Origin of the sequence: Microbacterium sp. NPDC078428 (assembly GCF_044542535.1) — a bacterium.
GTDB classification, from domain to species: Bacteria; Actinomycetota; Actinomycetes; order Actinomycetales; family Microbacteriaceae; genus Microbacterium; species Microbacterium limosum.
In genome coordinates this window covers 145,652-166,989 of the sequence record NZ_JBITUP010000006.1, presented here as the reverse complement: position 1 = coordinate 166,989, position 21,338 = coordinate 145,652, and the positions used below count along the sequence as shown (strand labels likewise).

The following is a 21,338-nucleotide window of genomic DNA, read 5'->3' as shown; positions in this document are numbered from 1 at the left end:
TCCGTCCGGCGACTTCCCGGGCGTTTTCCACAGGAGTTGTGCACAGGACCGGCGGCGTGTCGGCGATTTTCTCCACACAGTTATCCACAGGCCGTCTTGCGGTGCGAATAAGGCGCCCCTAACGTGAGGGAGCGCACTTTCGGGGGGAGTACCGGGTCTGTCGATCCGGCGGGTGTCGGAGGCTGCTGCTGTGCTGGTGCGGGAACGCCGGCGGGGCGCAGTCGTCGCCCGGCGTCGAAAAATGTGCGCACGGCAGAGGTGCGCGTCGAAGCGCTCCGCGGAGCGTGGCAGGACCAGGCGCAACGAACAGCCGGCAGGCGGAAGGGAGTGCGGTGTCGATCGCGGACATCTCGGACGACCGACTCGGGGGAGCACCACGCTCCAGCGAGCGCACCCCGCCTCACGACATCCTCGCGGAGCAGTCCACTCTCGGCGGCATGCTGTTGTCGAAGGATGCCGTCGCCGACGTCATCGAGACGCTGCGCGGCGTCGACTTCTACGTGCCCAAGCACGAGGTCATCTTCGACGCGGTGCTCTCGCTCTACTCGCACGGAGAGCCCACCGACGTCGTCGCGGTCACGGATGAGCTGATCAAGAACGGCGACCTCCAGCGCTCCGGCGGCGTCGACTACCTCCACACGCTCACGTCCATCGTGCCCACCGCCGCCAACGCGGGCTACTACGCGTCGATCGTCGCCGAGCGGGCACTGCTGCGGCGTCTGGTCGAGGCGGGCACCCGCATCGTGCAGATGGGCTACGACGGCCAGGGCGAGGCGGCCGACCTCGTCAACAACGCCCAGTCGGAGATCTACCAGGTCACCGGCACGCAGACCGCCGAGGACTACGTCCCACTCACGGTCGCGGTGGATGCCGCGGTCGAGGAGATCGAGGCGGCCCGCGGCCGCGACGGCATGATGATGGGCGTGCCGACAGGATTCCAGGAGATGGACGACCTCACCAACGGTCTGCACCCCGGCCAGCTGATCATCATCGCCGCCCGACCCGCCCTCGGTAAGTCGACGCTCGCGCTCGACTTCGCGCGTGCCGCCGCGATCGGTCACAACCTGCCGACGATCTTCTTCTCGCTCGAGATGGGGCGCAGCGAGATCGCCATGCGCCTCATGAGCGCCGAGGGCGCCGTGCCGCTGCACACGATGCGCAAGGGGTCGCTCGACTCGCGCGACTGGACGACGATCGCCGCCACCCGCGGCCGCATCAACGACGCGCCCCTGTACATCGACGACAGCCCGAACATGACCCTCGTCGAGATCCGCGCCAAGTGCCGCCGGCTCAAGCAGCGTGCCGGCCTGAAGATGGTGGTCATCGACTACCTGCAGCTCATGACGAGCGGTAAGCGCGTGGAGAGCCGCCAGCAAGAGGTGTCGGAGTTCTCCCGCGCGCTCAAGCTGCTCGCGAAGGAGCTGCAGGTGCCCGTCATCGCGCTCTCACAGCTGAACCGCGGGCCGGAGCAGCGGCAGGACAAGAAGCCCGCGATCAGCGATCTGCGCGAGTCGGGTTCGCTCGAGCAGGACGCCGACATGGTCATCCTGCTCCACCGCGAGGCGGCCTACGAGGCCGACAGCCCGCGCGCCGGCGAGGCCGACCTCATCGTGGCCAAGAACCGTAACGGCCCCACGCGCACCGTGACCGTGGCGTTCCAGGGCCACTTCTCGCGCTTCACGGACATGGCGCCGGCGGTCTGACGCCAGTTGTAGGTTCCACGTGAAGATGGCCGTTTCTGTGTCAACTTGGCCCGCACTTGGCCATTCGGCCAAGTGCGGTGGATGGATTTGGCATCGACGTGATCGGGCGGCTCATCTCCGTCGACCCGGTCTGGCGTGGGGTCGCGGTCAGAGTGGGCTGTTCACATCCAACACGCGAGAATATTTCTGCACATGGATCGCGCGATTGTCGGAGGCGCTGACTAAGATGGGAGTCATGGCAGAGTTTGCTTCTGATCGCCGGACCGGCCGGGTGATGCTCGGCACGGTCCGAGTTGCGCGTGGGTGGACGCAGGGTGCGTTGTCCGAAGCCACGGGGATCTCGCAAGCGGTGCTGTCGAAGGCGGAATCCGGGCTGGTGGAGTTGGACCCCGACCGCCTGGAGAAGCTGAGCGGTGTGCTGCGTGTTCCACCGGTGCTGCTGACGGTCCCGGTGGATGAGGGAGCGGCGCCGTATGTGTTCCATCGCAAGCGCTCCACGTTGCCCCTGTCGGTGGCGAACCGGTTGCGGGCAGAACTGGAATTGCTGCACTTGCAAGTGACGGGGCTCGTCGCGGGAGACACGCCGGTGCGGCTGGTGCGGCACCCGCTTCCGCCCGATGGCTTCGATACTCCGGAGGAGATCGCGCAGGAGGTGCGTGCGTCGATCGGTATCGCGTCCGGTCCGCTGGAAGACCTCGTGCGCTCGCTGGAGGATGCCGGGGTTGTGGTGGTGAAGCGATCGTTGGGGTCGGAGCGGATCGATGCGATGGTGAGCTGGCCGGAAGGACAGCGACCAGTGGTGCTGCTGGGAGATCACATTCCGCCGGATCGGCAGCGGTTCTCGCTGGCGCATGAGCTTGCGCACGCGGTGATGCATCAGGTGCCGTCGGAGACGCAGGAGTCTGAGGCGGATCGGTTCGCGGCGGAGTTCTTGATGCCGGCGCAGGATGTGCGCATGGATCTGGCGGCGGCACCGGTGACGATCCCGGGCTTGGCACGGTTGAAGTCGAAGTGGCGGGTGTCGATCGCGGCGCTGCTGCGGCGTGCGGTGGATCTGGATGTGATCAGCGAGGGCCGTTACCGGCAGTTGAACATCGAGCTCTCCCGCGCCGGATATCGGAGCGTAGAGCCGGTAGCGATCGCCGAGGAACATCCTGGTCTGATCGACCGGGTGGTGCAGCAGCGGCTGAATGAGGGTGAGAGCGTCGCAGAGCTCGCGCGCGACGCGTTCCTGGTTCAGGACGAGTTCGAAGACCTTTACGTGAGGAGCGCAGCATGACCGATCGGGCCAACATCGAGGTGGTCGACAGCTCTCTGGTTTCGCGGACGACGCGTGAGTCGCTCGCCGGTGCCACGCTGGTCGAGCGCACTTTGGGCGGGCGAGTGTTCACGATGGCTGGCGGTGAGACGATGCAGACCGCCCCGCACGTGAACATGGAACACGGCGGCATGGTGTTGTCGGGGCCGACGGCTCTTCAGACCGCCTGGCGCCTGCGGGCGCGGCATCAGGATTTGGTTTTCCTTATCGAGCCGACTTCGGTGCTCGCTCCGGCGACGGCCGAGCGCCCGTTGATTATCGATGAACCGGTGGATGCGCTCATCGCGCCCACGGTGGAGGAGACTCTCCAGGCGCAGCGCGATGCAGGCGCGGCGGTCGCGGTGATCCCAGCGGGGTTTGTGGACGTCGCAGACCCGGGGGCGCTTAAGGCGGTCCTCGCGGCTGCGGACAATATCGACCGCGACGACGTGATCCTCCCGTTGGCCGTCCATCAGAAGTGGTCGACGCCGGATCACATCTCGCAGTTGATCGCGGTCGCCGCGCGGAGCCGTCATCCGGTGGCGTTGGCGCTGGGAGCGAAGGCGGGTGATCCTCTGAATCTCAAGGGGGCGCCGGAGTCGTATCGCCGGTTCTTCGGCGAGGTGAAGGGTGCGGTGCCGTGGCGGGCGGACTTCGCTGGCATCGATGCGTTCGCGTCCGGCGCTCGCGCGGCCGTGATCGGGCAGATCCCGAGCCTGCGGCGCCTGCCGGTGCCGGGCAGCCGACCGTACTCGAGTCGCCCTGGTGATCGCACGCCGCACGTGCTGATGCCGGAGCTGATGCGATTCGCCCGGTCCAGCGAGATGCACCTGAAGTGGTTCGCCAGCGCGACTCCGTGGCCGTGCCCGTGTCGCCACTGTGAGGGACGCGCGGTGGACTCGTTCACCGGCTCCGATGAGGATCGGCTCCGGGCTCACCTGCACAATCTGGCCGCGCTGGACGAGATCGCAGGTATCGTCACCTCGATGGGGACCTCTCAAGTGGCACGGTGGTGGAATCAGCGTCTGGCGGAGGCTGAAGCGGAGCATGTTCGGCTCGCCCAGCACACGGGTGTCATGATCTCGATGCCGCCGACACTTGCCCGGTGGCGGTCGCTGAGCTGAGCGCCTGGCCGTAGATGCGCTCAGCGAACAGCCAGGAGGCGCCAGTGAACCGGGCGGGCTGGAAGGGCGCCGACGCGGCGACGGTCCGCTCGCCGTTGGCGTCGGCCACCGTAACGCCGACACCGTAGAAGGTTGCTTCGAGCAACAATATCTCGTCGAGCCGTCCAGAGGGGACGACGAGTCGACGACGCCCGTAGGGGGCGAATGTCGTCGCCAACTGCAGGGTGCTGCGACGGAACGGGCCGAACACCGATATCAGCCGCACCGTCACGGGAGGCTCCGCTCTTCGGATGAGAGTGGACTGGCTGCGGGCGACGGCGCGCTCTTCGGCGAACCCGCAGCGGACGGCTCGCCGAGCCAGGCGCCGCTCGTACGCATCGAGGCCCGCGAGGGCGGTGGGCTGATCGACGGGGAGCGTCAGCAGGAACCGCAGAGTGTCCAGGTCTTGTACAGACCCCGCCGCGTTTGTGGCGCGGCGGCGCTGGATCTCCGGGAGGTGAAGCTCGAGGTCGACGTGGACGCGATGGGCACCGGTTTGCCAACTCACCCCGGACGTCCCGGCGACGGTCGTGGAGGGGCTAGCTGTCATAGGGGCCTCCGATGCCCAGGGTGTCAGTCACCTCGGACGTGAGTTGAGATGCCGCCTGCCATACGAGATGGTCGCGACGCTGGTAGGCGAGGGTGCGTTCTCCCTCGAGATGGCCCACGACCTCGATGAGGCCGGCGCGTTTGAGTCGTGCGAGCATGCCGTGCACGATGCTCCCGGCCAGGCCCGTGGCCCGTTCGATGGCGGGAGCGTTGAACGTTGCGTCCGGTGCCTGCGAGATCTGCCACATCACGGAAAGCATGTGCTCGCTGCCGAAGACCGCCTTCGACAGCTCGGCCGCGCGGGCAAGGGTTGGCACCTACCCAGTCTAGATCAAATTCAAGATTCATGAAACATGGAGAACGCACCAGTGTGTGCTCTGGACGCCGCACCTTGCGAATTCGGCAGCGGTGGCACGTGGTGGCGCGACGCACGTCGAACACGTCGCTCACCGGTCGTCGCGACCGAGCTGTGGGTCGATCCGGGGCGCCGTGGGTTAGCTGGCGGCTCGATGCTGCGGGATCTCGGGCGCAGCTTCGGCGTACTCGCGGGCGGCGCGCATGTAGGGGTTGTCGCGGACCTGGTACAGCGTGGTCTTCTCCCCGGGCACACGGCCCAGGTACTCGATGAAATGCCTGGACTTCAGCCTCTTGATGAGCGGGTGGATGATCCCGCCGGGCAGTCCGGTGGCGTCGATGATCTGCTTCGGGGAGAACGGTTCATCGCCGTGCCGGGTGATCTCGACCAGCACGGTGTGCATGTAGCTGTTCCCGAAGAGCGCTTTGGAGTCTTCGGGGGCAATCGGGTGGATCGCCGTCATGCTCCGAGTGTCTCATATGCGTCGGACGCCGCCGACTGGTCGGCGGAGGTTTGTTGTGTATCTGACAGGCGCAACATCGAGCTTGGTAGTGAATGTGACATTTACTAGTGATTAGCTGTTTAGTGATTTAGTACAAAGCTGCTCACTTCTTTCTGTGGCGTCGGTGAGTTCCGCTGCGCGGTCGCGGGGCAACAGCATGTGTTCATGCGCACGCACCGCTGTCAGGTTCCGACCGGGGACACGGGCGATGGTGAGCTGCGGGCCGGGGAGCCGGGTCGGGGATGATCGCGGTGGCGTCGACGATCCGGATCCGTATGATGCAGGATCACGTCGACGTCGTTTCGCTGCCGGATGCCCGGTTGGGGGTGTTCGCGGCGGCGGTGCCGTGGCGTGAGTTCCGCTGGTACCGCAAGCAGCGTCACTTCTCCGGCTCGTACTGGTCCGCGACGATGCAGGCGCCCGTGGGGTACGAGTCGCGGCTGGAGTACGCGAACCTGCTGCTGTGCGACTTCGACCCGCGAGTGGACTGGATCCTGTCCCAGCCGTTCCTGATGGAGGGCGACGATCACGGCACGACCCGCAGGCACATCCCGGACTATCTGATCTCGCACACAGACCGGTTGGTGTGCGTTGTCGATGTGAAGCCGGCGGCGAAGCTGCAGGTCCCGGCGGTGCGGGACTCGCTGGACTGGACGCGGCGGGAGGTCGAGGCGCATGGCTGGGAGTACCGGGTGTGCTCCGAGCCCGATCCGGTGCTGCTGGCGAATGTGCAGTTCCTCGCCGGGTACCGGCGCAGCTTCCAGTTCGATCCCGGGCAGGTCGATGCCGCGGCGACCGTGCTGGGAGCCGCTGTGACGTTCGGGGAAGCGGTGCGTGCCGTGACTCCGATCGCGGGAGAGCAGCGGTTCGCCCGTTCCCTCGTGCTGCACCTGCTGTGGACACAGCGTTTGCGCACGGACCTGTCCCACCTGTTGAGCACGACGAGCGTATTGGAGCTGACATGAGCGCACGAGACGACCTTCGACCTGGCACTCCCTCCCTGCTCTTCGAGGAGGCTGGCCCGGAGCGGTCGACGAGATCGGAGCGCGACCGCGAGGCCGACACGGCGCGAGCATGCGAGGCGCTGGGCATCCCCGTGGCCCTGCCGGTGCCCCCGCAGTCACCGAGAGCGGACAAGGAAGCGGCAGCCCAGCTGCTGCGCGCCGTTGAGGAGTACCTGCGGCAAGTGCTCGGTACGCGCGTCGTGCAGCCACCGGCGCGGCATCTTCGCGTGACGGCGGAGAGCGGCTCATCCCTCCGTGACACGGCCTGAGTCCCGGCACCCGATCCCCGACTACTCACTTTGAGAGGAAGCATGATGATGGATAGCTGGATGCTGCGACCTGGGATGGACTTCGTCTACGACGGGGAGGCGTGCACGGTCGCGGAGATCGCTGACGGGGCGGTGATCATCCGCGACCGCACGGGCCGGCACCGCCGACTCCGGATGGTCGACGTGCTGCGCCCCGCCGCCGAGGGCGGCAAGGCCCACATCCCTGGCCACACGCGGGAAAGGGATGCTACTCCGCTGGGGGTGCTGTGGGCGGACGCTACCGACTCCGCGAAGGCACGCACCATGGAGCGCGCCGACCACGTCCGCGAGGTGCTCACCGGATACAAGTCCGGCACTCCGCAGATCCCGCGGGAGGGTGAGCCGCGCCTGGAATACCACCCGCAGCACAGTCTGCGACAGCGGACTGCGGCGAAGGCGACCGAACTCGGGAAGGGCGAACGGACCGTGCGCCGCTGGGTGGCGCAGTACCGGGAGTCCGGGGAGGCGGGCCTGATGGACTACCGGTCCTCCCAAGCCGGAAACGCGCTGACCGGGTTCGACCCGCGGTGGATCGCTACCGCGCAGACGGTCCTGGATGAGCAGACCCCCGAAGCGAAGGTCTCCAAGAAGATCATCATCGACCGGATCAATGCACGCACCGAGCGCGTCCACGGCCCGGGGACAGTGAAGCGCCCCTCGCGCGCGAGCGCGTACAACGCGCTGGCTGAGCTGGATCGAGGCCGGGCCACATTCACCGGCCCCACCAAACGCAAACGGTCGACCGCGAACCGACCCTCCGCACCCTACGGGCGGTTGTCGGCGGTCCGGCCGGGCGAGTACGTGCTGATGGACACCACGCCGCTGAACGTGTTCGCCGTCGCCCCGGTGACCGGGAAATGGGTGTCAGCGGATCTCACGATCGCGATGGACCTGTACTCGCGGTGCATCCTCGGACTGCGGCTCACGCCGGGTTCGACGAAATCGATCGACGTCGCCGGCGTGCTGATGGAGGCGCTGCAACCGTTTGATACGCCCACGGATTGGGGCACGTCCGCTCGCTGGCCGTACCACGGTCTGCCCGACACGCTGCTGGTAGACCCGACCCGTACGAAGGTGTCCCGGTTCACCCGCGCCGGCATCCTGCCGGAGACGCTGGTCGTCGACCACGGCGCCGCCTACCTGTCGGAGCATCTCACCAGCGGGTGCGCCCGGTTGGGGATCTCGATCCAACCCGCCCGGATCTACCAGCCCACCGACAAGAGCCCCGTGGAACGATTCTTCCGCACCCTCGACGACCTGCTGCAAGAGCTGCCCGGCTACAAGGGCGCGGACGTCGCCGGACGCGGCGAGGACCCCGAAGCAGAGGCCGTCTACACGGTGCCGCAGCTGGAGCAGATCATCCGGGAATGGGTAGCCACCGTCTACCACCTTCGTCCCCACAGTTCGTTGGAGGATCCAAACCTGCCCGGGGTAAAGCTCAGCCCCGCGCAACGATACGAACAGGGCCTGGCTGTCGCGGGACAGCTGCGTCTGCCCACCGACCGGAACGTGCTGCTGGAGCTGCTGCCGGTGGTGAAGCGGCAGTTCAACCACTACGGGGTGGAGATCCACAAACTCCGCTACACCGGCGAGTCGGTCGCGAAGTACCGCAACCGGGCCCGGTCGATCCACCGCGACAAGGGTACGGAGTGGCCATTCTTCGTCAACCCCGACGACCTCACCAGAATCTACTTCCACGACCCCGAGGACCACACCTGGCACACCCTCGAATGGGAGCACAAGGGCAGCTTCGACACCCCGTTCAGCCTGGACGCGTTGGAGTACGCGAAGAAGATCGCAATCCGGCAGGGTCGCCCCTCCCAGGTTGACGACGTCGCCGCGCAGCTGCTGGAGGACTGGGGCGCCGGCCGTGGTCTGACGCCATCGGAGCGGCGGATGAGCGCCCGGATGGCCGCACAGCTGAACGACAAGGAACCGGACCCGGACGGGGTGTGGTCGCTACGCACCGTGCAACGGATGCTCGACGCGGAACTGACCGCCTCGTCTGATCTCGGAACCGAGCTCACCGGCTCCGTCCGCGACCCGCGCCGACGCGTCGACACGCCCGAGACCGGTGATGATGACGACGAGGACGACATCGACGAGCCCACCATCCGCGGCGACTACCACTTCGAACCGATGGAGATGCTCCGATGACCAGCCCGACGAGCGCCCCGCAGCAGCCGCCCCGCCAACGGAGCCTCTCCACCTACGAGGGCTGGACAGACTTCGCCGAACGGCCTCCCCGCGCTCGCCCTGAGGAGCTCTCGCGCGCCCAGCTGGAGTCGTTGCCTGCTCGCGATCGCGTCGTCTACGACTTGGAGCGGCGGGTGTGGCACGCGAACATCCTGCTGCGCACACGGCAGGTAGAGGACATCGAACTGCAGCTGGCGGACATCCTCGACTCCAACCTGCAGGACTCCGACCGGGTGAAGTCAGCCGCAGCGATCGACGCCCCGCCGGCGCTCGGGAAGTCGACCGTGGTGAACAACTTCGGCCGCGTGTTCCACCAGCAGCGGATCGCGGAGGCCGGGGGATGGCTGGACGCGGACAGGGACGTGCGGCACCTGCCGGTGTGTCATGTGACGCTGACGGGGCGGCTGACGATCAAGGGCCTGCACATGATGATCCTCGGCTTCTACGCCCACCCCGCCACCGCCGGCATCCTGCACCGCTCCATGGCCGGCCGGGACCTGGCCCGGGCGGCGGCGGAGTGCATCGAACGGCATGACACCCGGCTGGTGATCGTTGACGACCTGCACTTCTTGAACATGCGCACCCGCGACGGGGTCGAAGTCGCCAACCAGCTGAAGTGGCTCGCAAACGAATACAACGCGACGTTCTTGTTCGCCGGCGTCGCCCTCCGCGCCCGCGGCCTGGTGGGTGAAGGGGAGACCGGCCGGGAGGCGGCGATGGCGCAGACCTTCCGCCGATGGACCGTCCTCGGGCTCAGCCCCTTCACGCTTACCCACAAGAGGGGCAGGGAGGAGTGGGACCGGCTGCTATTCGGCGTCGAACAAGCTCTCGTCCTCACCGGTGCTCGCCCCGGGATGCTGGTCGACCTGTCCCGGTACCTGTTCGCCCGCACCACCGGCAACATCGGATCCCTCATGGACCTGATCCGTCGCGGCGCGTCCCGCGCGATCCGCACAGGGCGGGAGGTCATCGATCGGGAACTGCTCGACGACATCCGCATCGATGAGGGCGCGGAGACGGAGCGCCGCGAGCTTGAGGCGAAGCTGGATCAGCAGCTGCGAAACCACCAGGCACGCCGCCGCAAGAACCAGGACGGCGAGGCGGCCGCCGCATGACCACGACGTCGACGATTTCCTATGAGGTGCGGGTGCTGCCGTTTCGGGTGCGGCCGCTGCCTGATGAGCCGTTCGACTCTTGGCTGGAGAAGATGGCGGCCACCTATGGGGCGACGATGAACGAGATGGCCTGCGCGCTCGGCCTCATCGAGCAGCAGGAGGGTGTGGCGGTGTCGGCGACCGCGTGGATGGCGGACAGTTGGGCCACCGCGCTGACTGATGAGCAGGCGTCGCGGCTCGAGGCGTCGACGGGCATTCCGGCGGATCAGTTCCAGGAGATGACGAGAATGCGGTTCGCGCACCATGCGATCCGGTACACCCGGCGGGGGCGGATCAGTTCGCAATGCCCGGCGGCGGGGACCGCGGGACGCTACTGCCCGGAGTGCCTGGTCGATTCGGGTGGCCGGTGGCGGATGTCGTGGCAGTTCCCGTTCGGGTTCGCCTGTTTTCGCCACCGCCGCCTGCTCGTGGACCGGTGCCCCGTGTGTGATCGTCCTGCCCGGTACCGTGCCCACCCGCTCGCGCTTGTTCCCGTTCCTGGCCGGTGCCACAATCCCGTCCAAGGGCCGGGACGGGGCCCGCAAGCGAACCGGTGTCGGGCCGACCTCACGGCCGACCCGACCCGCACTCCAGTGTCGCGGGCGGTCCTGGATGCGCAGCGGGCGTTGATGCGGATCGTTTCCACCGGCGGGGCAGGGTTCGGGATCTATGCGGAGGCGCCGCAGCCGGCGGTCGCGGTGCTGGAAGACACTCGGTTGCTGTCCCGTACCGCCCGGCACGCGATTGCCGCCGGCGATCGCCTCGACATCAGTCCGCTTGGTGAGGAGCTCGTGGCGCTGTTTAGGGCGAGCGAGGATTGGACGACGGCAGTACGGGCACGACCGGATTCTGCCGTCGGGGCCGCCGTCGGCACCACCCTCGCCGTCACCGCACTGGCGAAGCCGGGCAGTGTCGCCGCGCTGCTGCAGGGGCGGCTGGCTCAGAGTTCGTCGTACACGGCGCACACGCCGCAACTGCAGACCCTGATCGCGGCCGCGCTGGGGCGTCGTCGCCGGCCGACGGTGTTCCTGCAGTCCGCACCACCGTCAGGGGTCAGCCCGGTCGAACGAGCGCGAAAGGTACCGGCACAGTTGTGGGGCGAGTGGATCACCCGGTACGCGCCGCAACGGGTCGGCAGTGAGGTGGTGGCGTCGGCGTTGGCGGCGGCGGTGGTGTTCACGGGCACGAGGCTCACACACTCCGCCGCTCTTGCATTGCTCGATCCGCAGGCGCCGGCCCGCCAGGTGACCCATGTGATGCGTGACCTCGGTCGCAGCTCTCATGACGTGGGCACCCTGCACGCGATCCTCCGGCTGGCCGCGTTCCTCGATACGCATGACGTGCCCGTTGACTACGCCCGACGTCGCGCCCTCGACTACAGCGGGATCCTCCTCGAATCCCAGTGGCAGGAGGTGTGCCGGGTGGCGGGGGTATCGGCTGGGGGTGGACGACGATGGCGTTTGGCCCGGGCGCTCCTGCACCGGACACTGTCGGGGAATCCGATCCATTCGATCCCGCCGGAGTGGGATCAGGCAGGGGTGACCGCGCCGGCCGTCGCCCGCTTCGCCGATGGACTGCCGTCAGCGGTGCGGACGGGACTCGACCAGCTCGCCGCGGACTTCCTTCTCGTCAACGGCATCGATGAGCCCGTCACATGGACACCCGAGCCTTCGGACGGTGTCCCGGACGCGCCTGCGGCGTGGGCGCGGAGCCGCCCAGCACGATCAACGGCCGCGGACGTGATGCCTCCCGATGTGTTAGCGCGGGCGTATGCGGCGGGGGCGTCGACGTACGAGATCGCCGCGGACGTGAACGTGTCCCGGCAGACCGTGGGCCGCATCCTCGCCGACACGGGCACCAAGTCGCGTCGCGGACGACCCCCCACCTTCACCCTCGATTCCGATTGGCTACGCGACCACTATGAGACGCAAGGGGGGACTATGGCACAGATCGCGCACCTTGCCGGATGCAGCGAGATGACCATCAACCGGCACCTGCACGCCGCCGGCATCACCGTCCGCCCCCGCGGGAAAGCAGGGACGTCATGACAACTGAGAAGCGAACCTCCCGTCGGCTGCAGCAAGCCGCCAGGGAACGCATGAAGGCGACCGGAGAGAAGTACACCACGGCACTGCAAGCACTCATCGATGCGGCGCCGTTGCCGAGCACATCCTCGCCGACCGCCCCACGCGAGACACTGACATCCTCCCCTGGCGAGGATCATCCTTCTGACGACGCCCGCGCCCCTGGCTGGGCTCGGCGGCGGTATATCTGGGATGACCGCTGAGGGGAGCTGCAGGGTGGTGTCGAACGACGGTGAAGTGTACGAGAAGCCGTGGTCGGCACCGCACCTCGTGCCGCTGTTCACTGAACTCACCGCTGATGAGACAGCGCCGGTGTGGGCGCGCCGCGCCGTGAGGTTCATCCACCGCCACACCCGCGAGCGTGGTCAGCCGCCGACCTTCCGTGAGGTGTTCGCGGAGCTCGCCGCCCACGACCCCGACGCCGCGGAGCGTCAGGAGGCGTGGTCTTCGGCGTCGGTGCGGTACCTGACGATGGTGCACTGGCGGCGTCGCGGATGGATCCGCTTCCGACGGGAACCGCGTACCCTCCGATCAGGTCCCGCGGCAGGCGAACTGTTTACACTCGGGCCCACGCGGTATACGCCGACGCGGAAGTCCCGCGCCTAGACAGTCCCCGGGGGCGAGTCGGGGTGGGCGGAGTCGAACGCGCCGAGGAGTTCTTCCAGCGCGACCCGTAGCTCGTTGTAGCCCATCGTGTAGAACAGCGCGTCGGAGTTTGAGGTTTCGCTGCCGTCGAGGTCGGTAATGGTCTGGCGGGCCTCACGGATTGCGATGTCGAGCCATGGTTCGGCGTCTGGGAGGCCGCGGATCCACGCGTCGATTTCGGTGAAGGGGACGGGCGTGTAGCCGTGGGCGTCGACGCCGACGTGGAACTGGTGCCCGTTCGGTCCGTGGTCGCGGGCGTGGGTGTAGCCGTGTAGGAGTGGGATCCCGTCGTCCCAGCGCGGTCGATGGGTGGTGTGCCGATCCGACTCCTGCGAGTCGCCCTTGTATGGGTAGTGAGAAGCGAGGATCCGATACCCGCGTCGGGTGCCTTCGATGACCTCCGGCAGAATCGTCCAACCGGCCGCTTCGTAGAGCGCCGCGAACCGTTCGATCGCCTTCTTCGACTGCGTCGCCGGTGACACCCGGTCGTGGTTTCCGGGGACCAGGAATCGGCGGCCGTGCAGTTGCGCGGTGATACCGATCGATTCCTCGATCGGGCCGAGCGCGACATCTCCGAGGTGGAGCACCACCTCTGTCGGACTGACCGTTTCGTTCCAGCGGCGGATGAGTTCAGCGTTCATCTCGTCGACCGTTGCGAACGGGCGATCCGCGAGTTCGCTGATCCGCGCGTGGCTGAAGTGGGTGTCCGCGGTGACGAAGTCGACCTGGTCGAAGTCGAACCGCGGATACAGGTTCACGACGACGCCCCTCTCGCAGGTGATCGGTGTCTCGCATGATCTGGTGTCTCTAGCGTGCCAGTAGGCGACGACAGGTATCGCTAGAGCTCGTCGAGATCGATCCCGAACTTCCGAGCGACATCGGCGAGCGGGACGTCCGGGCTGTCGGCGGGACGTTCCCGGGCGATGCGGGCGATCTCCTCCGCCTCGGCCGCGTCCTCCACCGCGGCGATCGCCGCCAGCTGCTCGACCAGCACCTCGACGGGCGTATCGTCGGCGGTCGCGCGGCGTCGGATCTCGGCGGCGGCGTGGCCGAGGGTGTACATCCGCTCCCACGGGTGGTCGCCGTGCCGGTCGATGGCGACAGTGTCGCGAGTGTAGCTGCGCTCGTCGCCGGGGACGAGCCAACTTTCGGTGCCGTCCGAGGTGCGGAAGAAGTCGACGTAGCAGTTCCCGCACGGCATCCGGTACACGCCTGGCTCGGTAGGTGCGGATTCGCTGCTCCGCGCGATCATGTCGCGGATGATCTGTTCCCAGTCGGTGTGGTCGTCTGTGTGCGGCACGGTGGTTCCCCTTCCAGCAGAACAGAGCAGTCTGTCATGCCGATGACGCGGTGTCCACGGCATCGGGGATCAGAGCCCGTCCACGTCGGGGTGTCCTCGAGGTGGTCTGGGATGGTGCCACACGAGCGCTAATCGAGGACAGCGGCCTGGTCGATCGCCAGGTTGATGGTGGTTTGCGCTGTGTGCCATGGAATGCGTTCTTGTTCGAGGCGGAGCGGCGGCTGTCCAGCGTCGAGATATTCCAGCGCGGCACGTTCATCTTGCGTGAGGACTGGTTCGGGTGGGTCTACGCGACCGCTCGGGTCGGCGTTCGCGAGTGGTTCGAACTCCCGGACAGTGTCGGCGTGCATGAGTAGGGAGGCGATCTCGGGCACCCTAGCCCGGGCACGCGACAGCAGTGTGATCCCGGCTCGATCGAGGTCTCCCCAGTACCAGGTGCGTGCGGACCGCAGCCATGGGAGCGCGTCGAGCACGTCGAGAAAGTTGCCAAGCGAATGAATCACTACAAGCCCTGCTCGGTCCTCTATTGGCGTCGCGGCCTCCTTGTTCTCGATGATCAGGACGTCATCGGGGGTGAGGGGGAGGCCGGCGACTTCTTCGACGGGTGCTCGGAGTTGGCGGATGCCGCCCACGAGTCGGCGGTCGGCGGGGTCGGCGAGGATGACGTCGACGTGGTTCGGCAGTCGCCGCAGTCCGAGTAGATCGAGGTCGTTGATGTCGAGTTCAGGGTCGACGGCTTCTGCGCCAAGATCAGCCACCCGGTTGGGGATGTCGGTTCGAAGCAGGCAGATGACGATCGCCTTGTGCCGTCCCAGCCACTTGGTGTGGAGACCTGTGACAGGGACTTGGCGGGCGGTGAGCCCGGATGCGGGGTTGTTGCGGAACCATTCCACGACGCGCAGGAGCAGTTCGAAGTCGTAATCGTCGAGGTCGACAATGCGGGGCAGGATCGGCCGCAGCTGGTCGGTGGAGACGTCGAGGTCTGCCAGTTGGGGGTAGCGGGAAATCGCGGTCTGCCAGTGGTTAGCGGTCGCGGGGTCGAGTCCAGCGAGCGCTGTTGGCCCAGGGATGTCGATGTGTGTGTAGACGACCTGAGCGCCAGCGGCCGTGCGGACGGTCGCGGTTCGCAGGCTGGTAGCGGGGTGCAGGTCGTGCCAGGCACGCCACGCATGTAGCCACGTCCGGACGGCCTCTTCTTGTGCGGGGATGGTTGACGCGGTGGGTGGCTGGAGGGGGAAGGTGATCTGTTCAGGGGAGGATTGTGTGAGCCAGGCGCGCCAGGACGACTTGTAGCGGGTGGTGATAAGACGTTCAACGTCTGCGGGGCTCCTCACGCGGCTTCCTCGATACTGAGCGCTTCGCTGATCGTCATCTCGAAGATGCGCACGCCCTGCGGGTTGGCTGGGTCGGAGTTGATGTATGCGACGGTTTCCACGTGGGACTCGAACGCCGTTGCCTTCTCACGCGGCGCGCCGATGATGAGCTGGAACCCGAGCGCGGACAAGGCGGCGAGGGCCCGTCCGGTGTAGTCGCTATCGGCTTTGACAAATCCTTCATCGAGCACGATCGACGCGTAGGTGGGAGGGGCGTCCGTTCCTTCGCCCAGCCGATATCTCAGGGCTGCGCCGAGGATGAATGCGATGAGTTCCTGCCCCTCCCCGCCGCTCATCCCGGAGACACCGTCGTGCACGATTTCGACGCCGTCGGCTCTCTTCTCGATTGCCTTGAACTCGACGTGTTCGCGCGCGTCGAATACGCGGCGACGCCAGCTCTCGCCGGTTCGGGTGAGGTCGTCGAGGAGGGCCAGTTTGCGGCGCAGCCGGTTGAAGTCGCGTTCGATCTTCTCCGCGTCGCGTTCGATGGATTGGTGGAGGGTGTTGCTGGTGTACTCCGAGATCGTGGAGCGGAACTCGTTGAGCTCACCGCTGGGTTTGTCGGAGACGTCGATCGTGAGGGTGGAGTCGACGCGGAACGCCACACGCTCGAGAACCCTATCGATGGGGGCGAGGCCTCGGACGATTGAGCGGCGATCGTCATCGATCTGGACGAGAAGTCCTCGCAGCTGTGTGTTCATGTCCTGGTCGACCTGCTCGAGCCAGCGTTGCTTGGTGCGGGGGAGGTCATCGGTGAGCAGCTGGTCGTGAATGGAGAGCAGCGCCGGCAGGCTGTCGATGCTCTCGTCGATTTCCCTCTGGTTTCGATCCTCCAGGCCGCGGAATGCACGGATGGTGGCGAGGACAGCGGTCTCGAGTGCTTCGCGTTCCTTCCTGAGTGAGACGAGCTGGTTCTGCAGATCCGTGGCCGCTTGCCCGTAGCTGGCTTCGATTGCCGCACGGAGCGCGCGACCCGTCGCCGTCGTGACATCGACGGGAGGTGCGAGGAATCCGAGTGTGCCGGTGGCCTCGCGTTCGTCGGCGTCCAACACGGCGGAGTCGTCGATGAGAAGAGATGACTCGTCTTCCAGGTCGACCAGCACTCCCCACGCTGCGTTCAGAGTCGTGAGCTTCGTCTCGATCTCGCGTGCGTGCAGCTCCGACTCGGTCATTTCTGTTCGCGCGTCGTCCAGTTGCTTCTGGAGTTCGGTGACTTCGGGGGTGTTGGCCTCGGCGATCTCCTCTTGGAGCTGTCGCACCTGGTCGGCTGCAGGTGCCGTATCGATGGATGACCAGTCGAGTTCTTCGAGGAGTGTCGTGAGGCGCTGTGCCCGATCGCGTGCGTCGTCGCGTGTGGCTTGAGCGGTGTTGGACGCGGCGTCAGCGGGTGCCAGTTCCGCGGTAAGCGACGCGAGGTTCTGCTCAAGGTCGCGGCGTAGATCGGCGGTGTCCCAGCCGATGAACGAGTACCTCTGTACCGAGTCGTCCTTCGCGAACCGTCCGAATGCTGCGGTGCGCATCCCTGCGCGGGTGACGGCGCCGTTGAGGTGTGACGCACGTTTGGTGTCCAGATCCGAGTCGCGTTCCACGAGCTGGTAGGAGAATCGGTCGACGAGCTCGTTGAGTACCCACGGGGCGAACGGTGAGTCCGCCAGTTCGACAATCGCCGGTACGGTGCCGGGTACCGGCTCGCGCTGAGAGCCCTGTTCGCGAACGGGAACGAGCGACACGTGCATCCGGGTGTCATGCTCATTGATGAATCGCCGAACGGTGATGAAGTGTTCCTGATCGACGACGAGATCCTTGGCGACGCCGCGCAGAACACTGAAGACGGCAGCCTCCCATGATTGGTGCTCGGCCTTGATCTGGATGAGTTCACCGAAGAAATGCAGCCGGTCCAGCGGCACGTTGGTAGCTGCGGCGATGTCGGCGCGCAGCTGAGCCGCCTCGGGAGAGATGTTGGATCGTCGGGAGCTGAGTTGATGCAGCTCGTGTGCGACCGACTTCCGTTGTCCGGCGATCATGCCCGCGCGGAGCACCGCAGCCTTGGCCTCGGCGTCAAGAGCGATCTGTTGGGTCTCCAGTTGGGTGCGCATATCGCTGAGGTCGTCCTGCAGAAGCAACAGATCACCCTGCGAGGCGGGCAGGGTGCGGTCGAACTCAGATAGGCGACGGGAGACGGCTGCGCGGTGAATGCCGATCCGGTCCAGGTTGTGCTGGGCGGTGTCGAGTTGGACCTTGAGGAGGGGTGCTTTGTCTCCGCCGGCCGAGGTGAGGCTGAGCAGGAGGTTGTCGAACGTTGTCTTCGCGTGTGTCCTTCGCGTGTTCGCTGCCTGCAGATCTTCGTTGGTCTCTGCCGTCGTCAGGCGATTGTCATCGATCCGTGCGCGCAACCAGTCGAGGAGCTTGTGGGCGTGCCAGATCCGTAGGCGCGCGGGGGTCCCTTCGGCCCGCTCCAAGAGGAGTGAAGTCTTGCGTGTGTGGTCTTTGCCCGCGTGCTGGTACTTCTCGGCGAGCTGAGGGAGGCGGGTGAGGGTCTCCAGCTGGCGTCGGGTGGCTTCGTACTCGTCATACAGACGTGACGCCTCTCGGTACGCCTCGAGCGCGGTTCCCCACCGGTCGAGCGCGAGCGGCTCGGTGAGCACAAACTCCTTGAACAGCGCGTTGATGTTGAAAATGCCTTTGGAGGCCTGGGCGCGGCGCAGCAGGTGCATGGCAAGGCGCTGGGATTCGTCGGACTTGCCCATCTCCATCACGGAGCGCATCTTCGCGTGGATCTTGCTCTGTGAGGAATCGACGAGATCACCGCGGCTGGTGTCGATCAGGCCGCTGAGCGTCGTCTTGGTCAGGGGCGATGAGCCGGAGCGGACACCGGTGAGCCCGTTCAGGCGGTCCAGGTCGAAGTCGCCGGAGACGAACCCGTAGATCGTATTCGCGTTGATCGCGTCGGCGCCGGTGGTGTCGCTGGCAACCCATGCGAGTCGAAACACCGTGACCCGTCGGCCATCGTCATGAGCCCACGTGATCGCAGCGCCGCTGGCGAACCCGTTTGTGCCGGGTGGACGCACGTAGGTGGTTGTGCCGGAGCGTCGGTTCTCGTCACGCCGCCGGTCAGTGAGCCCACGCGCGTACGTGTATACGGTGCGCTCGCGCTTCTGGCCTTTGTCGTCGCGTGCGGCCTGGTTGAACTCTTGCGGGTTGGGAAGGATGACCGAGGCCATCGCATCGAGCAGGGTGGACTTGCCGCGTCCGGACGGTCCGAGGATCGCGGTGCCGGCACGTTCGACATGCATGACCTGTAGGTCGGAGTATCCGCCCCAGTTCAGGACCTGGACCTTCTCGATGCGGAACTGCCCATTGATTAGCATCAGGACTCCTCGTCAAGGAGCTGGGCTGAGTTTTCGGTGCCATTCCCGTCATTTGCGGTGGCGCCTGCCCCGAGCCGGTATGCCGCTTCCAGCCGCGTCAGTTCATCGACACCGACAAGAGGTACCACGACTGGCGAGATCGTGTAGAGGTAGTCGGCGTCAGGGTCCTGGTTGAGCAGCCGCAGATCCTGCAGCTGCCGGATGGCGGCGGTGACGCGACGATCGAACTTCGCCTGGTCGCCGTCGTCATCCTGGCGGTAGGCGCTAAGGAACTCGTCGATCTGAGCCCGGGTGACCACGACGAGCTCGTCCTGGGGGTCGGCGTGGGCGCACTCCTGGCAGAGAAAGATGAGCAGGAACGAGGCGTCGCGACTGAGCGGGCGATCTTTGCGGAGGATGCGGGGAGTGTCCTCCTCCATGATCTGCCGTTTGAATGCGACGCCGTGGTCGTGGTCGATCTCCAGTGTCAGGTAGAGATCTGCGAGGCGGCCGCGGATCTCTTCTTCATACCCACGCAGGATGTCCCACACGGCGCGATTCCTCGTCCGGGTGATGAACCGGTTCGTGAGAAGCACGACGAGCGCGCGGCGGGCACCGTCAGGGAAATCCTCGGGGGCGTCAGGCGCTAGCTCTCCTGTATCGGTGGTGCCGTGTCCGTCGCTCATTCGTGCTCACCGATCATGATGGGTGTGTCGAAGCGTAGATGGGGGAGCGCGACGTGGAGTGCACGTTCCTGCGCGGGCTGGAGTGCGACGCGATCTCTGATGTGGTCTGATACCTGGCCGTAGGTGATGGCTAGATCAAGGAGGGAGACGAGTGCTCCCAGCCGTCGGAAGTCTGGCGGCGTCGCGTCGAAGACTTCGCTGCCGGTCACCGCACCGCGCTCACGGATCAGCCGGTTCACGGTCCGGGCGACGACTCTCGGGCTCGTCCCAGCCGCCAGCCGCAACGCCTCACGATCCGCAGTCGGGAGGTCTGCGTGCGGCGAGATCGCGCGGACCTGAACCTCTTGAGGTCCCCGGTCGATCCAAAACTGGGTCTGGGAGATGTCGGTGGTGTCGATCGTTCCGATGCCGAGCACGTCGCTGTCGATCACCGCGGGGCCGGGGTGCCGTTCGACCCATTCGGCGCCGGCGCTGAGCGCCCGGTCAGCGAGGGCGAGGAGGCGCCGGTGCTTCTCGTGTGTGCTCCTGGTGAGGAAGCGCCGCAGTGACGAGGTCCATTTGACGTAGCTCTGCTGTACGCGAAGTTGCGCGGCGAGCAGGGTCGAGAACATCGTCTCGAGCTGCGCCCGCTCGGTCACAGTCATGTGCTCGCGGGCGAACTCCTGGGAGAGGATCTGATCGATGTCGTCCGGGATGGATTGGGCCTGCTTGGACGTCAACAGCCTCGAAAACCCTTGGTAGGAGCGGCCCTCGGGGGTGTCGCCGAGGAGGTCGTGCTCGTGGAGGTAGTCCTCGACGAGCTCTGCTTTGGTAGGACCGTCGGCCATCGCTCGTCGGGCGACTCGCTGGTGACGGTCCTCGACAAGGGTGCGCAGTTGCCGGAAGTCCGCAGGCAGCGTGCGGGTCATCGCCAAGATCTCACGCAGCTGCTGTTGCTGCTCCTCCACGGTAGACAGCCGGGTCCGACCAGACTTGATGTCGTCCCGCTGCTTCTTGAGCCGGGAGATCTCCCGATCGATCCGACGAACCTGCACGCGCCGGTCGGGGTTGGTCATATCCGCGAGCGTGTGGACGGCATGCGCGATGCTCTCTAACCGAGCCGTGGTGACAGTGGTTTCACCGTCGACGATCTCACGGACGAACTGCAGGGCTCGCAGCGAGTAGGCGGAGAGCCGGTATCGCAGGCGGCCAGCGTCCATCTCCGTTTCCAGCCACCGGTCCTCGACCCACTTTTTACAGTGCTCGGCGGGAGTACGATCTCCCGTCATGCTCGGCAAGGCGTCGATGGTCTCAGCGACCCGCTCATGGAACCACTCCGCGGAGACGGAACCATCGATGGTCCCCAGGTGGGTGGCGAACAGCGGCAGGACCCAGTCGCGACTGTATGCGCCGAGAAGACGAAGAGTCGGGTTGGTGTCGACGGCTTCAGCCAACTGCTGTGGTGTTGCTGTCAACGGGTCCCCCCTGCCGGCCTCAGGTGTCGCCAGTATCTCCTATACCGACGACACGGTGCCGCTTTGGCGGGCGGACGGGGGCTCGAGGAGGGCGAGGATGCGTGCGCCTGGGCACCCTCATCCGCCAGATGCCCTCGGCGGTATGTGGTCGGGGTCGGCAGCCCGGGGTACGTAGCGTTCTTGTCGAGGCCGGGGTCTCCTCCCACCCGAACGACGGC

The 21,338-nt window shown here is 66.4% G+C and carries 18 protein-coding genes; 9 read left to right on the top strand and 9 right to left on the bottom strand.

Translation table 11 applies throughout. The features are described from left to right. The first annotated feature begins 332 nt into the window (after positions 1-332). From dnaB to ACIGCK_RS12195, 3 genes are all read left to right on the top strand, one after another. Positions 333-1,703: a replicative DNA helicase gene (gene dnaB, locus ACIGCK_RS12205; RefSeq protein ID WP_330170745.1), complete on the top strand. Its 1,371-nt coding sequence runs from the start codon at positions 333-335 to the stop codon at positions 1,701-1,703. 235 nt (positions 1,704-1,938) lie between these two features. Then, the gene (locus ACIGCK_RS12200) at positions 1,939-2,982 is read left to right on the top strand and encodes an ImmA/IrrE family metallo-endopeptidase (RefSeq protein WP_171024262.1); all 1,044 of its coding nucleotides are present in this window, start codon (positions 1,939-1,941) and stop codon (positions 2,980-2,982) included. Beyond that, a complete protein-coding gene (locus tag ACIGCK_RS12195) occupies positions 2,979-4,124 on the top strand; it encodes a hypothetical protein (protein ID WP_138174616.1) in 1,146 nt (381 codons plus the stop codon). The genes ACIGCK_RS12200 and ACIGCK_RS12195 overlap by 4 nt, the downstream gene beginning before the upstream one ends. Here ACIGCK_RS12195 and ACIGCK_RS12190 read toward each other — a convergent pair. From ACIGCK_RS12190 to ACIGCK_RS12180, 3 genes are all read right to left on the bottom strand, one after another. Continuing rightward, positions 4,075-4,671 carry a hypothetical protein gene (locus ACIGCK_RS12190; protein WP_138174614.1) on the bottom strand — a complete coding sequence of 199 codons (597 nt, stop codon included), beginning with the start codon at positions 4,669-4,671 and terminating at the stop codon, positions 4,075-4,077. The genes ACIGCK_RS12195 and ACIGCK_RS12190 overlap by 50 nt on opposite strands. A 31-nt stretch (positions 4,672-4,702) precedes the next feature. Then, positions 4,703-5,029, bottom strand: a complete 327-nt coding sequence (locus ACIGCK_RS12185) for a helix-turn-helix domain-containing protein (RefSeq protein WP_138174612.1) — start codon at positions 5,027-5,029, stop codon at positions 4,703-4,705. Between the two features lie 177 nt (positions 5,030-5,206). Beyond that, the gene (locus ACIGCK_RS12180) at positions 5,207-5,530 is read right to left on the bottom strand and encodes a hypothetical protein (protein ID WP_138174610.1); all 324 of its coding nucleotides are present in this window, start codon (positions 5,528-5,530) and stop codon (positions 5,207-5,209) included. Positions 5,531-5,820: 290 nt separating this feature from the next. Between ACIGCK_RS12180 and ACIGCK_RS12175 the strand changes: the two genes are divergently transcribed. From ACIGCK_RS12175 to ACIGCK_RS12150, 6 genes are all read left to right on the top strand, one after another. Further along, positions 5,821-6,534: a TnsA-like heteromeric transposase endonuclease subunit gene (locus ACIGCK_RS12175; protein WP_212743498.1), complete on the top strand. Its 714-nt coding sequence runs from the start codon at positions 5,821-5,823 to the stop codon at positions 6,532-6,534. Continuing rightward, complete coding sequence (locus ACIGCK_RS12170) at positions 6,531-6,842, top strand: hypothetical protein (RefSeq protein WP_138174608.1); 312 nt, start codon at positions 6,531-6,533, stop codon at positions 6,840-6,842. The genes ACIGCK_RS12175 and ACIGCK_RS12170 overlap by 4 nt, the downstream gene beginning before the upstream one ends. A 42-nt stretch (positions 6,843-6,884) precedes the next feature. After that, the gene (locus ACIGCK_RS12165; protein WP_138174606.1) at positions 6,885-9,038 is read left to right on the top strand and encodes a DDE-type integrase/transposase/recombinase; all 2,154 of its coding nucleotides are present in this window, start codon (positions 6,885-6,887) and stop codon (positions 9,036-9,038) included. Continuing rightward, positions 9,035-10,192, top strand: coding sequence for an AAA family ATPase (locus ACIGCK_RS12160; RefSeq protein ID WP_138174604.1), 1,158 nt, complete (start codon positions 9,035-9,037; stop codon positions 10,190-10,192). The genes ACIGCK_RS12165 and ACIGCK_RS12160 overlap by 4 nt, the downstream gene beginning before the upstream one ends. After that, positions 10,189-12,279: a TniQ family protein gene (locus ACIGCK_RS12155; RefSeq protein WP_396666376.1), complete on the top strand. Its 2,091-nt coding sequence runs from the start codon at positions 10,189-10,191 to the stop codon at positions 12,277-12,279. Before ACIGCK_RS12160 ends, ACIGCK_RS12155 begins: the two co-directional genes overlap by 4 nt. Before the next feature lie 252 nt (positions 12,280-12,531). Then, positions 12,532-12,921, top strand: a complete 390-nt coding sequence (locus ACIGCK_RS12150) for a hypothetical protein (RefSeq protein ID WP_175987719.1) — start codon at positions 12,532-12,534, stop codon at positions 12,919-12,921. On the opposite strand, the gene ACIGCK_RS12145 is transcribed toward ACIGCK_RS12150, so the two are convergent. The 6 genes from ACIGCK_RS12145 to ACIGCK_RS12120 all read right to left on the bottom strand — a co-directional run bounded on the left by ACIGCK_RS12145 (position 12,918) and on the right by ACIGCK_RS12120 (position 21,099). Further along, positions 12,918-13,718, bottom strand: a complete 801-nt coding sequence (locus ACIGCK_RS12145; protein ID WP_292871150.1) for a metallophosphoesterase — start codon at positions 13,716-13,718, stop codon at positions 12,918-12,920. The genes ACIGCK_RS12150 and ACIGCK_RS12145 overlap by 4 nt on opposite strands. 80 nt (positions 13,719-13,798) lie before the next feature. Next, the gene (locus tag ACIGCK_RS12140) at positions 13,799-14,260 is read right to left on the bottom strand and encodes a zinc ABC transporter ATPase (protein ID WP_138174597.1); all 462 of its coding nucleotides are present in this window, start codon (positions 14,258-14,260) and stop codon (positions 13,799-13,801) included. 128 nt (positions 14,261-14,388) lie between these two features. Continuing rightward, complete coding sequence (locus ACIGCK_RS12135; protein WP_138174595.1) at positions 14,389-15,594, bottom strand: Wadjet anti-phage system protein JetD domain-containing protein; 1,206 nt, start codon at positions 15,592-15,594, stop codon at positions 14,389-14,391. After that, positions 15,591-19,001: an ATP-binding protein gene (locus tag ACIGCK_RS12130; RefSeq protein WP_138174593.1), complete on the bottom strand. Its 3,411-nt coding sequence runs from the start codon at positions 18,999-19,001 to the stop codon at positions 15,591-15,593. Before ACIGCK_RS12130 ends, ACIGCK_RS12135 begins: the two co-directional genes overlap by 4 nt. Continuing rightward, on the bottom strand, positions 19,001-19,666 hold the full coding sequence (locus ACIGCK_RS12125; protein ID WP_138174591.1) for a DUF4194 domain-containing protein: 666 nt from the start codon (positions 19,664-19,666) through the stop codon (positions 19,001-19,003). The genes ACIGCK_RS12130 and ACIGCK_RS12125 overlap by 1 nt, the downstream gene beginning before the upstream one ends. Next, positions 19,663-21,099 carry a DUF3375 family protein gene (locus ACIGCK_RS12120; protein WP_171024258.1) on the bottom strand — a complete coding sequence of 479 codons (1,437 nt, stop codon included), beginning with the start codon at positions 21,097-21,099 and terminating at the stop codon, positions 19,663-19,665. Before ACIGCK_RS12120 ends, ACIGCK_RS12125 begins: the two co-directional genes overlap by 4 nt. Positions 21,100-21,338 lie beyond the last annotated feature (239 nt).

Excerpts from the sequence above, each read along its gene's own strand:
- ACIGCK_RS12200 (WP_171024262.1), top strand. The coding sequence starts at position 1,939 with ATGGCAGAGTTTGCTTCTGATCGCCGGACCGGCCGGGTGATGCTCGGC.
- ACIGCK_RS12195 (WP_138174616.1), top strand. The coding sequence starts at position 2,979 with ATGACCGATCGGGCCAACATCGAGGTGGTCGACAGCTCTCTGGTTTCG.
- ACIGCK_RS12180 (WP_138174610.1), bottom strand. The coding sequence starts at position 5,530 with ATGACGGCGATCCACCCGATTGCCCCCGAAGACTCCAAAGCGCTCTTC.
- ACIGCK_RS12170 (WP_138174608.1), top strand. The coding sequence starts at position 6,531 with ATGAGCGCACGAGACGACCTTCGACCTGGCACTCCCTCCCTGCTCTTC.
- ACIGCK_RS12165 (WP_138174606.1), top strand. The coding sequence starts at position 6,885 with ATGATGATGGATAGCTGGATGCTGCGACCTGGGATGGACTTCGTCTAC.
- ACIGCK_RS12160 (WP_138174604.1), top strand. The coding sequence starts at position 9,035 with ATGACCAGCCCGACGAGCGCCCCGCAGCAGCCGCCCCGCCAACGGAGC.
- ACIGCK_RS12155 (WP_396666376.1), top strand. The coding sequence starts at position 10,189 with ATGACCACGACGTCGACGATTTCCTATGAGGTGCGGGTGCTGCCGTTT.
- ACIGCK_RS12130 (WP_138174593.1), bottom strand. The coding sequence starts at position 19,001 with ATGCTAATCAATGGGCAGTTCCGCATCGAGAAGGTCCAGGTCCTGAAC.
- ACIGCK_RS12125 (WP_138174591.1), bottom strand. The coding sequence starts at position 19,666 with ATGAGCGACGGACACGGCACCACCGATACAGGAGAGCTAGCGCCTGAC.